Source organism: Pedobacter chitinilyticus (genome assembly GCF_003313385.1).
GTDB classification, from domain to species: Bacteria; Bacteroidota; Bacteroidia; order Sphingobacteriales; family Sphingobacteriaceae; genus Pedobacter; species Pedobacter chitinilyticus.
Genome location: NZ_QMHN01000001.1, coordinates 696,557 through 710,419 on the forward strand (window position 1 = coordinate 696,557; position 13,863 = coordinate 710,419).

The following is a 13,863-nucleotide window of genomic DNA, read 5'->3' on the forward strand; positions in this document are numbered from 1 at the left end:
TACTCATACTCAATCTGTTTAAGAAATTACTTTTAAGGTTTGTTGTACAAATCTGGCTTTTTCGATTGCTTTTTCGCGGTTTTGGTCGATAATGGTTAGGTGACCCATTTTGCGGAAAGGCTTAGTGTATTTTTTACCGTATAAATGCACATATACACCATCTATGGATAAAATTTTCTCTAATCCATCGTATTTGGCCACGCCATCGTGACCTTTTTCGCCCAATACATTTACCATAATGGCATTTGAAATAGAACGGGTATCGCCCAGAGGCAAATTGAAGATTGCTCTTAAATGTTGTCCGAATTGTGAAACGTAGTTGCCTTCGATGGTTTGGTGGCCGCTGTTGTGTGGACGTGGGGCTAACTCATTCACCAAAATATCACCATGTTTGGTAATGAACATCTCCACTGCTAGAATACCCGTGATATTTAATGCTGCAGCGATGTCCTTGGCAATTTTTTCGGCTCTTTCTTGTATGCTTTCAGGGTAGGTAGAAGGCGAGATCAGGAATTCCACCAAATTGGCTTCGGGATTAAATTCCATTTCAACCATTGGGAAAGTTTTTACGTCTCCATTGGCATTACGAGCAACAATAACTGCTATTTCTTTTTCAAAATGAACCAACTCTTCAATTAAGGTAGGTGCTTGAAAGGCATTTTCTACATCGCTGGCGTCGTTTATTTTCATTACGCCTTTGCCATCGTAGCCGTCTTTGCGGAGTTTTAAGATGTAAGGGAATGGGAACTTGCCATTAGTTAGATCATCCTTAGAGTTTACTAGCATAAAAGGGGCAGTAGGAATATCATTTTCCTTAAAGAACTGCTTTTGTATGCCTTTATCTTGTATTAGTCGGATGACACGTGATTGAGGGAAAACTTTTTTACCTTCTTTTTCCAGTTGCTCTAAAGCTTCTACGTTTACCTTTTCAATTTCAATGGTAATAATGTCGGCCTTTTTACCAAAATTATAAACGGTATCGTAGTCGGTAATGGAACCGTTTTCGAAATAATTAGCGATGTGTTTACATGGTGCGTCAGCGTCTGGGTCGAGCACTAAAGTGGTCAAATTGTAATTAATCGCTTCTTGAATCAACATTCTGCCCAATTGTCCGCCGCCTAAAATACCTAGTTTTAACTCGCTAATTTGTTTTGCCATTATTTATCGCTTGAATTTGCACAAAAATAGCAAAAATAAGTATATGCTTTGGGCAAATTGCATATTAGGTTGGGGTTTGGGAGTTTGGATATAGGGATTGGATAATGTGATGATTAGTGAATTTGATTATGTTTTATGGGGTAGCTAGCTGATGCTGAAATAGATTACTTTCGGTGAGCTTGCTAGGGCTCGGTTTGCTTGGGAACTTACTTAGTGGCTAGTTGTTAGTTGTTAGTTGTTAGTGGTTAGTGTGACGGGGTTTATTGGGTTTGCTCACTTTTCATGCGTTGTACCATGTATAGGCCTGCAATTACTAATACTACGCCTGCCAACGTGTAAATTGTAAGTGGTTCGCCCATTAATGTTGCTGCAATGGCAAAGCCTGCAACAGGGCACAAAAAAAGCCAGGCAGAAGCTTTTGTGGGATTGTCCTTTAGTAGCATCATCCAAATTAGCGAGGCAATAATAGAAGCTGGAATAGCTAACCAAACTACTGAACCTAGAAAGGCACCATTAAAAACATTGGCATCGGATTGATAATAGTATATCGCAAAAGGTAATAAGCAGATACAGCCTACCAGGGTCTGCCATCCGTTAATTGTTAAAATAGGGGTGTCTTTCCAATGTTGTTTGGCAAAGTAAATGGCCCCCACAGAATAGGAGATGTTGCAAAGCAACAATAAAGCCAAACCTAAAATACTGGCGTGGCTGCCATGTAAAAGGGGATAGGCGGCCAAAACCATTCCCGACATACATAATGCAAAACTCAATAGGGTTACTGGTCTAATTGGTTGTCTGTACCAAATGGTACTTATCAGCATAATTAGTACTGGATTAATGGCGATAAATAAGGAGCCTAATCCTGCGGACACTTCTTGCATGGCCACCACATATAAGCCCAGGTACAAACCCACATTGAAAAAACCGTAAATGATGATTTGCTTCCAAAGTTTTTTGTCTTTAGGAATAGGCTTGCGCATTAACAAATGGGATATGCCCAGCATTAAGGCAGCCGCCAAAATAAAACGAGGAATGGATAAAACGAGTGGTTGTACGGCTGTTAATCCAATTTTTGTGGCGGAGGATGCAGATGACCAAAGGGTTACAAAGGTAATTCCCGAAAGGAAATTGAGGAGGGGCTTATTGGAGCTCACAAAAAGTTTATTAAAAGGGTGTACTTTAGAATGGTTTACTTCGTCAAAATTCTTATGGGATTACTCAATATTTTATGAATAGGGCATTTGTCGGCAATGATCATTAAACGTTTGATCTGGTCTTCATCCAAATCTCCAGTAAATTTAATTTCCCTTTCTATTACGGTTCCCTTATCCATTTCTTCTTCGGCGCATATGGCCAAATTGACGGTAATGGTTTCTAAAGGAAATTGTTTTCTGTCGGCATACATGCGTATGGTAATGGCTGTGCAGCTGCCTAGGCTGGCTAATAGTAATGCTCCTGGGGCCATTCCTTCATCTGTACCTCCCAATTCCTCTGGTTCATCTGCATAAATAAAATGTCCATCTGCAAAAACTTTGGTCTTGTATCTTGATTTGTCTAATTCTACTACTGCGGTAATTTGCTTTTTACTCATGTTTCTATTTTTTGCCTAAATTTATGAAATGGAACAACAAAACCACGCTAACGATAGATTAAAAATTTTTCAATCTTTTATTGGGAAGGAGGTGCAAAACTCGCCTTCCAACTTTATGAACTGGTTAAAGCCAACAGTTATTACCGCCGAGAAGGGAAGTTTACATTGTAGTTATGTGGTTAGACAGGAGATGACCAACCCGTACGGTATTTTACATGGTGGTATTACTGCTGGCATTATTGATGATCTTATTGGAGCGACGGTTTTTACGTTGGGTTTAGCTCATGCGTTTACGACGGTGAACAACAATATCGATTATTTTGCCCCTGCTAAAGAGGGCGATGTAATTACCGCAAAAACAAGCATTGTAAAGCAGGGAAGGACGATCATTAATTTGCAATGTGAGGTATTTCTTCCTTCTAAAAATCGATTAATTGCGAGAGGATATTCGAATATGTTAAATGTTGGGTAGTTTTTAAAAAATTTAACAAAAAATAAAGGTTTGTAATGATGTTTGCGTAATTGTGCGTATATTCAGTTGACAATCAACTAATCATCAACTAACAAAACAAACCATGAACAAAAAGTTTACGCTAACCTTGTTGGGTTTGCTACTGTTTGCGCTATTTTCTTACGCTCAAAAAAGCGTAAGAGGTAAGGTGACAGACGCCTCTGATGGAATGGGAATTCCAGGTGTGAGTGTTTCGGTAAAGGGACAAACCGGTAATACTGTAGCAACCAACAACGATGGTACTTTTACCATCAATGTTCCATCAAATAATTCAGTTTTAGTCTTTAGTTATATCGGCTATGCCACTAAAGAAGTTACTGTAGGTAACCAAGTAACAATTAATGTAGGTCTCTCTTCAAGCAACCAACAACTGGACGAAGTGATGGTTGTGGCCTATGGTACTGCTAAGAGAAGTACGTTTACTGGTTCGGCTTCTGTAGTTAAAGCAGATGACATTAAAGAAATGCCGACTACCTCATTTCAAAATGCCTTAGCGGGTAGGATGCCTGGCGTACAAGTAACCAATTCATCAGGTCAGGCAGGTGCAACGCCAAGCATTCGTATCCGTGGAACTGGCTCCATCAATGCTTCAAATGAACCTCTATATGTAATAGACGGAGTTCCGGTAATATCTGGTGGCTCAGGCCAATTAAGTGATTACACTTATTCTAGCAACAACATTATGAACACCATTAATCCTGCAGACATTGAAAGCATTACGATTTTGAAAGATGCTGCCGCTTCTTCACTTTATGGCTCAAGAGCTGCCAACGGTGTAGTCATTATCAATACCAAAAGGGGGAAAACTGGTAAACCTAAAATAGAGTTTCGAACTTCATTAGGTTTAACCCCATCTTGGGCAACAGATAATTATGAAGCCGCTAGTCCTCAGGAGCAGATCAATATGTTATACAGCATACTTTATGATTCTCGTATTAGTGCGGGAAGGACTCCTCAGCAAGCTAACGAACAGACGTTGATGCGATTGAATTCCAGAAACTGGACACCAGGATCGTCATATGGTACTGCTACAACAGCTTATGGATTTGGCATGCATGGTTACGAATTTTCAACACAAGGAACTGGTATGTATGAAAATGTTATCATTAAAGGAAAAACTGATGGTGTGGAAAATCGCGATGGAAAGTATTACGATTGGGAAAATGCCTTGTTCAGAACTGCGAAATATCAAACCAATGATTTGGCCGTAAGCGGGGGTGATGATAATACAAAATATTATTCTTCATTTTCATATACAAAAGATCAAGGAAGAGTGAGAGTTAATGATTTTGACCGTTTCTCTGGCCGTATTAACTTAAGCCAAAAAATTGGTAAAATCATTGAAGTTGGTTCTAATGTAAACTTTGCCAGATCAGTTCAAAGTGGTTACAATGATACTAGAAACACGAGTTCCAATAGTTATATGCAGACCAGGAATCTGTTATGGCCATTCTATTGGCCTACCGATTATAAAACAGGCCAGCCATTTACTGCTAGGTATGTTAGTTTGGCACAAAACAATATTTATTATGATAAACAATGGGATAATCAATCATTAACCAAAAGAATTATTGCTAATTCATATTTACAAGCTAACGTACTACCCGAATTAACATTAAAGACAGTTTTTTCCTATGATAACTCTCAGGTGTCTGACCACCTTTACTACAGCGCTATTCATTATAATGGACAAGCAAGCAATGGTAGCGTGAACGAAATGACCACTAATTATAACAAGTGGGTTTCATCATCAACGGCTAATTTCAACAAGCAATTTGGTTCACATAGTTTGGGCCTATTAGTAGGTTTTGAGGCGGAGAAAAATTTAACCGACTATCAACGTGCTACCGGCCAAGATTTGGGAAATAGTGAACTACAAAGTGTTTCTACTGCTGGTACAGTTTCATCAACAGCCTATAATTGGGGCAATGCCATTGTATCTGGTCTTTCACGTTTGGAATATAATTATAACCAAAAATATTTCTTTTCAAGCTCATTCAGAAGAGATGGCTCTTCTAAACTTGGAACTGCCAATCGCTGGTCAAACTTTTGGTCAATAGCTGGATCTTGGATATTAAGCAGTGAAGATTTCGTAAAGAAACTTAAATTTGTTGATAATTTAAGAGTTAGAGCATCATACGGTACAAACGGTACTTTACCTAACAACAATTTTGAATGGAGAGAGCTTACCTCATACTCAAACAAATATTTAGGTCAGCCAGCTGGTTTATACGCTTCACTTTATAATCCAGAACTTACTTGGGAATCAAGTCAATCTACGAACATCGCTTTAGAATTTGGAATATTTAAGCGTTTTACTGGTACAGTGGAGTATTTCAACAAAGATACCAAAAGCCTATTATTAGCCGTACCTGTTTCTATGACTACGGGATTTTCCGAAAATCTCCGCAATATTGGCGAAGTGAATAACCGCGGTATGGAGATAGAATTAAGTGCAAGTATCATCAGCAATGATCAATTCAAATGGAATGCGGGTATAAATGCATCTTTTATCAATTCTAAGGTAACTAGACTATATAGACCCGAAGGAGTAGCTATTGGTAATGACATTATTTGGAATGATCCAACTGGCGGTGATGCTAGAGCGCAATTCTTGTACACAGAGGGCAGATCATTACTTAGTTTCTATGGTTTTGAATGGGCAGGAGTGCAGCCAACCACAGGTAAAAATGTTTGGTACGTAAATGGCTCAGACCCATCTGCTGGTGATTTTATTTATAACGGTAGAGGAGCTACGCTTGATTATAATAAGGCCAACCGTAAAATTATTGGTGATGGCACTCCTGATGTAATTGGTGGCTTCAACACTGATTTCGAATATAGAGGAATTACTTTGGGGCTAGTCTTCAATTATAAGATAGGAGGTCAAATTTACGATGGTGCCTATAAAGATGTAGCTGACGATGGTTATTATTGGGAACGTATCAGAGCAAAAAGCACCTACGAGAATATGTGGACACCAAGTAATACTAATGGTTCTTTACCAAAACTTGATGGTAACGATTTAACTGATCCAATGCAATATAGCACTCGCCAATTACATAGCGCAACTTTTTTAAGGTTGAAAAATGTGGTTTTAGCTTACCGCCTACCTAAAAATTTAGTCTCAAAACTAGGTGCTTCCAATGCTAGGATTTACTTCAATGGAACAAATCTATTGACCTTTTCTAAATATAAAGAAGCAGACCCAGAAGTAGGTACCTACAGTACTAGAGGTTGGGAAACGCCATTTGGAAAGACCTATACTTTTGGTTTAGAATTTAGTTTTTAATGTATAAGGATTTTAGAAATGAAAATAAATAAAATATTATTGTTGGGGCTGCTTGTCATAGGCTTATCCTCATGTAAAAAGTTCTTAGACGTTACGCCGAGCAATTCAGCCGACGCAACTAAGGCTATTCAAACCCCTCGTGATGCGCAAATCGTGATCAATGGTATCATGAACCAAATGACCAGTTCTTCTTATTATGGTCGAAACTTTATTATGTATGGTGAAGCGAAGGGAGGGGATGCCGCCGTATATTCTCAAGGACGTGGACTAGATGCATTTTATACGTTTAACCATAATCCAAATACCAATAGCTATTCAAGTTTTTGGTCTCAGATTTACTATTGTATATTGCAGTGCAATTACCTTTTAGAAGAAATTGCGAAAGCGGAAGCTAAAGGGATAACTGGATTTAACAGCTTTAAAGGGCAGGCCTTAACAGCAAGAGCTCTGATGTATTTCGATTTGGTACGTATCTACGGTAAGGCTTATACTTTAGATAAAACATCTTACGGTGTTCCTCTGGTTTTAAGTAAATTGGGCTTTGACGCTAAACCTTTGAGGGCTTCGGTAGAACAAGTCTATACTCAAATCGTGAAAGATTTAATTGATTCTGCTCCATTATTGCCGAAGACCAAACAAAATGGTTATATCAACTACTATGCAAATAAGGCCATATTAGCTAGAGTTTATTTGAATATGGACAATAAACCTGATGCCCTTTTAGCGGCTGATGAAGTAATAGGAGCAACCTCACTTTACACTTTGTATAACAATACCAATTGGGTAGATTCGTGGAAAAGTCAATATGGTTCGGAATCAATCTTTGAACTGAACATTAATCCACTTGAAAATGATCTGGGAACAGCATCTTTAGGTGTTTATCAACGTAATAGAAATGTAGGGACAACATCGGCGTTAGGTTTTTTCTACGCTAGCACCGACTTTTTAACGAGCTTAAATCAAAGTGGAAATACCGATATCAGAAGAGGAATCATGGGTAGAGATGAAAGTTCAGCTACTAGATTAGGAGCTGTTTACAAGTACTCTGGAAGTATTCCTAATGGCAATGCCACAACTTCAACCATGGCTGGAGATAAAAGTACTGCTAACAGTACCGCAGTAAACATCAAGGTAATCCGTCTTTCAGAGGTATACCTAATTGCGGCGGAAGCGGCGCTTACTGCAAATCCGATGAAAGCGGTAAATTATCTTAATCTTATCCGTGGACGGAATCCATCTTTGGTTCCAGCCACCACTCTAAGCATTACCCAAGATATGATTTTGGAAGAAAAGAGAAAGGAACTTTATGGTGAAGGACATAGATATTTTGATATGTTAAGAACAGGAAAGTCGATTACCTATAATGATGAGTTTGGAGCACTGTCCATTCCAGCTACATTAAGACCTAAAACGATTGATAGAACTTTTTTCAAAGCAATACTACCTATCCCTCAATCGGAAATCAATGCAAATCCACAAATAAAGACACAACAAAATCCAGGATATAACTAGCTTTCCTGAATAAAAAGAAAGCCGCATCATAACGATGCGGCTTTCTTTTTATAGAACAAAATTTGATTTATCTAGCTATTCCCAAAAAATAGGTACGCTAAACCAATGGCTGTACAAACACCTGCTAAATCTGCCAATAACATGGTGCCCACTGCATAGCGGGTATTTTTAACAGAAACGGAACCAAAGTAAACGGCAATTACATAGAAGGTTGTATCAGCAGCACCTTGGAAAATACCAGATAGCCTGCTGGCGAAAGAGTCTGGACCATAGGCAGTCATTGTATCCACCATCATCCCTCTGGCGCCACCACCACTTAAAGGTCTGATTAATGCCGTTGGTAATGCTTCTACAAATCTGGTATCTGCACCTAAAAAGGTAAAGAAGTTTTTGATTCCTAAAATCACCACATCGAAAGTACCGCTGGTGCGTAGCATGCTAATGGCTACTAACATGCCGACTAAGTAAGGGATAATCTTGACTGCGGTTTCAAATCCACCTTTGGCCCCGTCTACAAAAGCATCGAAAACATCAATTTTTTTATAAACGCCACCTAGTAGAATGGCCAATACTATAAATAGGATCACGCCGCTACTCAATAGGCCAGAAAAAGAAGTTATCTCTTTGGAGCCTAGTGTAGTGATATACCAAACCAGTAAACCTATTACGGCACTAATGCTTAATATCCATCCTAAAATAATGGGTTGGAAGATGTTAATTTTTTGTTTGAACGAGACGATTAACATGGCCGTTAAAGTTCCCACAAAGGTTACAATTAGGCAGGGAATAAAAATATCGGTAGGATCGGAAGCATTTGAAGAAGCTCTTAGAGCAATGACACTTACAGGGATTAAACTTAAACCAGCAGCATGTAAGCACAAAAACATGATTTGCGAGTTGCTGGCTGTTGCTTTATTTGGGTTAAGTTCTTGCAAGCTTTCCATGGCCTTTAAACCAAAAGGGGTGGCCGCATTGTCTAATCCTAATAAATTGGCAGAGAAATTCATCACCATGTGTCCTGTAGCGGGATGTCCTTTAGGGACTTCTGGAAATAATTTCGAGAAAAAAGGGCCTACAATTTTTGACAATAGACGAATGCCGCCTGCTTTTTCAGCAATGCTCATTAAGCCCATAAAAAAGGCCAACACACCAATGAGTTTCAAGCACATTTCTACGGCATTCCAACATGTTTGTATCACGCCGTCAACTTTGGTTAGGTTGGTAGGGTCATCGGCTTTGCCTATCACCATCCAGCTAAAAATTTCAGTTTGTCCGAAAAAGAAACATTTAATTGCAGCTACTACAATAGCGACAATGATAAATGCGGACCAAATTCTACTTAATGCCATTTGTTGTTTAGTTTAATGCGTTGAATTTAGTGTTTTTGCAGTATTTTACCGCAAATACTAATGGATTTAATTGAAAAAAGATAGCCACAGATACACAGATTTAATTGGGAATGATTTTTCATTAAATATATCTGTGCATCTGTGGCAAAAAATCTATACTGTTAAAATTCCGTCTTTGAAAGCTAATATACTTCGCTCGTCCTTTAATAATTCAAAATCTGCAGCTTTATTGAAAGTGATTGTTCCTTTTAATTGGCAGTGTTGCGCATCATAAACTTCATAGGCATCGCAGAAACTCAAATCTCCAATATCTTGGATACTGTAAGATTTGTAAGTGCTCATGCCATTGTCATTCGGACATTCATCATAATTAACACCTACACTTACTTTAATTCCATCCAAAATGAGGTTATGAATCATCATATGAAAGATTTGCTTGTTGTTTTGAGGAATAGCGAAGTAATTAGCAGTGTTTTGATTTTCATAGCTTTTGCTCGCAATGGATGTTAATCCTGATAGGATGGAGGCAAAATAATACTTCCTGATCTGTTGCTTTTCTGGATCATTTGGATAGCCTCCTGCTTCAATTAAAATGGTGGAGGTACCAGCATGCTGGAAATTATCTCCAAAGGCACGTGGCTCGTATTCATCATCAAAAAGCCCAATGTGTTGCGGTAATAAAGGATCAAGCTCTTTGAACATATCAGCAATCACCAACATGGCATTTTCACGTGTTTGATTTACAGAAAGTGCTTTATCATAAGCTGGCGCCAAATAGGACAGGGTAGCGGGTTTCAATGTTTCATCCACACTCCACAATGTCGTTTGGTCGTGCAGGTTAAAGCCGAAATTGGGTTCAAAGTCAGCTCTGATTTGCTTTAATATTTTTGCTTCGGGACTAGCGGTTTGAATAAAATCTCTATTGATGTCGATTTGCTGTGCATTTCTGCGGGTGAATACTGCCGCGCCATCAGGGTTTACCATGGGAATCATTAATAGCTGACAGTTTTCATCGAGCAGTTTCACCGTTTGATTATCCTGTTGCAGGAAGTTGAATAAATCAAACAATGCCATGCTTCCTGTAGCTTCATCGCCATGCATTTGGCTCCACAGCATTACCTTAGTTTTTCCATTTCCCCATTTCACAGCGTTGATACTTCTTCCTTTAACAGAGTTACCCAACGTACTTATCGTAAAGGTGGGGGGTAGCTGTTTGATTAATGGTAAAATGTCTTCGTGTTTGAAAAAACGATTGGTTAAGGTTTGTTCTTGGAAGCTTGAATAGTTGGTTAGGATGGTTTGGATGTGCATGGTATAAAAATAAAAAAAAGCCGTCATTTTGATTGGAATGTAGCACCGAATTTTCGGGAGAAAAATCTTTAAACTTTTTTAGTCCAAAGATTTCTCGACTTCACTACGTTCCGCTCGAAATGACGGCTTAATATTTCTCGCTTTCGCTCGAAATGACAAAGTATTAAGGTTTTTCGTCTGTTAGCTCAAAACCCCAAGTTTTACCTTTTTCGGTAGCAGGAATACCGCCTACCATCCAAACTGGCGCTTTAGCACCTTTTAGATAGTAATCGAAAAACTGTTGCTCACGAATTTGGATATCTTTTCTATTTTGACGTTGTACTAGGTTATGGGCTTCGTTATTATAGTTCAGCAACCAAACAGGTTTGCCCAAACGACGTAAACCCGTAAACATTTCAATCCCTTGGTACCATGGCACCGCGCCATCAGCATCATTTGCCATTACTACTACTGGTGTGTTTACTTTAGGGAAGTTGAATAAAGGTGAGTTTTGAATATATAACTCAGGTTTTTCCCATAAAGTTGCACCAATTCTGCTTTGTGTTTTTTCATATTGGAACTGACGGTTCATACCGCTTTCCCAACGAATACCACCATAAGCTGAAGTCATGTTTACTACAGGAGCGCCAGCCCAAGCAGCTGCATACATGTTAGTTACGGTAATCAAATGTGCTACTTGGTAACCACCCCAGCTTTGGCCTTGGATACCAATTTTGGTGCCATCCACCCAAGCGTTCTTTTTCAAATATTCAACTCCAGAATTGATAAATTCTTCGGCTGATTTTCCTGGGTGGCCTATTTCGTAGCTAATGTCTGGTGTGAAAACCAAATATCCATTGCTTACGAAGAAAGGAATGTTTAAACGTGATGGCGTAGGGGCAGGCGCTTGATAAGTGTATAGTCCGTCAGAAAGCTTCTCATAGAAATAAACAATCATCGGATATTTCTTGTTAGGATCAAAGTTCTCTGGTTTGTACAAAATACCTTCCGATTTATAGCCTTTTGGAGTAGTCCATTTCACTAGTTCAGAAGTTCCCCAGTTGTAATTAGCTTGTTGAGGATTGGTGCTGCTTAATTTGGTTGATGTTTTAAAGTCTTTCGAGATATAAACATCTGGAGAGTTGATATAGCTTCCTTTATCGTAAATAAACAAATCTGCATCTTTGGCTTTTACCAATGAAGAGAATTTGGCTTTCTCCATTACCAATTGCTCAGGTAGCTTATTGTCGTTAATGGCTTTACGGAAAATACCATTTTCCTTAGTCGCATTGTTGAAGCCATCGAAATACAACACTTCATTCTTTTTGAAGAAACGATCATCGCTGTTGCCGCCAGTATTTCTCATGCCCATTAATCGATCACCACCTACGCTAATTCTTTCTACACGAAGGGTAATGTTGTTTGATCGACCAAAACCAATGGTAATGTTTTTAGGTGCTGATTTTCCATCGGGAGAGAAAGCCCAAACATCGTAACGGTCATTGATCAATACCAATTTATCTTCTTCGGTCCAACCTGCCATTCCATAGCTGCTCGCAAAATCAGGTACATCATTTTCTTCATCAGCAAATTTTACCGCCATGTTGTTATTCAACAAGGTTACTTTGCCAGTTGCCACTTGATAAGTGTACCAGTTGCCATTTTCTTTGTTGAAATAAAGGATATATTGGCCCCCTGGTGATGCTTGAACATTCCCATTTAAGCCTTCGATAATTTTTTTACGACTTCCTGTTTTAACATCTACCAAATAGTAATCTCTTTTGGTACCGCCTGTCCATTGAGAAGCAATACGATTCCCGTAGTCTGTTGATGCCAATACATAAGCCGCATCGCCTTCATTTACTAAGCTTGCGTCAGGTAGTTTCACATCAGTTAATGGAATAACTTTTGGATCTGAGCTGAAAACATCAATGGCAGAAAGGTATGTTTTTTTAGATTCTCTGTCGGCGTTCTTCAACTGCACGGTTTGCAAATAATCATCTTTGTAACCCCAAATATCAAGCTTAGCATTTTCAAAATCTACCAAAGTAGTATCTTTTGCCTTTTTGATAGGTGCAATGCCGAAAAACAATTTTGAACCGTCTTTGCTAAAAGTAACTCTTCCATCGCCGCTTACTGCGTATTTAGCAGGTATTCCAGTACTTTCATTGTCCACTAAAATCTGGGCAGTGTCTAAGGTTAATGAATTATAATAAATGTTGTAATCTTTAATCTCTTTCTTTTCAGGATCTGTTTCTCCTAAAAAGGCTAAATGTTCGCTTTCGTCATCAAATGTGAAACCTTTAAAGTTGCCTTTATCTTTAACCAAGGTTTTTAGCGTCCATTTTTCGGTATCTAACAAAAACACGCCGTGCTTAGCATCTTTATCTTTTTTAGAACCTGAAGCTGCAAATACTAACAACTTTCCATTTTTGCTGAAAGTATAATCAGTGACATACTTGTAGGTCTTTTCAATACCTGTAGTTAGGTTTTTAACGATCAAATCAGAACCTTCTTTAGCTGCCGCTCCAGCACCTGGAGTTTCATCTGCAAAAAGCCAATCCAAGTCATTTTTTTGTTCCGTAGGAGGTGTTGATGGTCTGGTTCTTTTTGAAGTGTCTAGAGGCTTTTCTAAATTATATGCAATTACGGAAGCTCCTTTATCTGGAAACGAAAATGATTTTACACGAGGTACTTTGGTTACATTTAGCGTTGTTAAATTTAAAATCGCTAAAGTATCTTTAGTTTGCTCTTCTGGTTTTTTCTTCTTGATTTTAGCCATTCTCACATCTTTGAAAAGTGGCTTAATAGCAAGTGCTGCAAACTTAGAATCGTTGCTAAACGTCAAATTAGTACCTCTGGGCACTTTTATTTTACGTCCACTTGGCGTAATGGTTTCTTGAAAATAATAATTACCGTCGCCTTCCTGTGGGTTGATGGCATAAGCCGCCCACACACCATTGTTGGTGAGCTGTTTGGCACCCACGGATTCCCATCCATCATAAACACTATGATCTAGTGGCTTTTTTTGTGCATACACAGCACTGCTGAATAGCACAAAAAACAAAAAGAGTTTCTTTTGCATGTTGTTTTTAAAAAGTCAGTTTAATTTGTCGGTTAATTTAAGTTAAAAATGATAATAAACTAGGCCGTAAACAAA

General features: G+C 38.6%; 9 protein-coding genes. 3 read left to right on the forward strand and 6 right to left on the reverse strand.

Annotated elements, in window-relative coordinates:
* Positions 1-18: 18 nt before the first annotated feature.
* From DUT70_RS02900 to DUT70_RS02910, 3 genes are all read right to left on the reverse strand, one after another.
* Positions 19-1,158, reverse strand: a complete 1,140-nt coding sequence (locus DUT70_RS02900; RefSeq protein WP_113645793.1) for a 5-(carboxyamino)imidazole ribonucleotide synthase — start codon at positions 1,156-1,158, stop codon at positions 19-21.
* A 260-nt stretch (positions 1,159-1,418) separates the two neighbouring features.
* Positions 1,419-2,312 carry a DMT family transporter gene (locus DUT70_RS02905; RefSeq protein ID WP_113645794.1) on the reverse strand — a complete coding sequence of 298 codons (894 nt, stop codon included), beginning with the start codon at positions 2,310-2,312 and terminating at the stop codon, positions 1,419-1,421.
* A gap of 35 nt (positions 2,313-2,347) precedes the next feature.
* Positions 2,348-2,749 carry an OsmC family protein gene (locus DUT70_RS02910; protein ID WP_113645795.1) on the reverse strand — a complete coding sequence of 134 codons (402 nt, stop codon included), beginning with the start codon at positions 2,747-2,749 and terminating at the stop codon, positions 2,348-2,350.
* Between the two features lie 28 nt (positions 2,750-2,777).
* Here DUT70_RS02910 and DUT70_RS02915 point away from each other — a divergent pair, with 28 nt between their 5' ends.
* From DUT70_RS02915 to DUT70_RS02925, 3 genes are all read left to right on the forward strand, one after another.
* Positions 2,778-3,221: a PaaI family thioesterase gene (locus tag DUT70_RS02915; protein WP_205529719.1), complete on the forward strand. Its 444-nt coding sequence runs from the start codon at positions 2,778-2,780 to the stop codon at positions 3,219-3,221.
* A 103-nt stretch (positions 3,222-3,324) separates the two neighbouring features.
* Entirely contained in the window at positions 3,325-6,552 is a 3,228-nt protein-coding gene (locus tag DUT70_RS02920) for a SusC/RagA family TonB-linked outer membrane protein (RefSeq protein ID WP_113645796.1), read from the forward strand.
* 18 nt (positions 6,553-6,570) lie between these two features.
* Positions 6,571-8,064 carry a RagB/SusD family nutrient uptake outer membrane protein gene (locus DUT70_RS02925; RefSeq protein ID WP_113645797.1) on the forward strand — a complete coding sequence of 498 codons (1,494 nt, stop codon included), beginning with the start codon at positions 6,571-6,573 and terminating at the stop codon, positions 8,062-8,064.
* Positions 8,065-8,135: 71 nt separating this feature from the next.
* Here DUT70_RS02925 and DUT70_RS02930 read toward each other — a convergent pair whose 3' ends face one another.
* The 3 genes from DUT70_RS02930 to DUT70_RS02940 form a co-directional block, all read right to left on the reverse strand.
* Positions 8,136-9,413 (reverse strand): nucleoside recognition domain-containing protein, encoded by a 1,278-nt coding sequence (locus tag DUT70_RS02930; protein WP_113645798.1) that lies wholly within the window; start codon positions 9,411-9,413, stop codon positions 8,136-8,138.
* Positions 9,414-9,566: 153 nt separating this feature from the next.
* Positions 9,567-10,751 carry a DUF2817 domain-containing protein gene (locus DUT70_RS02935; RefSeq protein ID WP_240432008.1) on the reverse strand — a complete coding sequence of 395 codons (1,185 nt, stop codon included), beginning with the start codon at positions 10,749-10,751 and terminating at the stop codon, positions 9,567-9,569.
* A 136-nt stretch (positions 10,752-10,887) separates the two neighbouring features.
* Positions 10,888-13,788 carry a S9 family peptidase gene (locus DUT70_RS02940; RefSeq protein ID WP_113645799.1) on the reverse strand — a complete coding sequence of 967 codons (2,901 nt, stop codon included), beginning with the start codon at positions 13,786-13,788 and terminating at the stop codon, positions 10,888-10,890.
* Positions 13,789-13,863 lie beyond the last annotated feature (75 nt).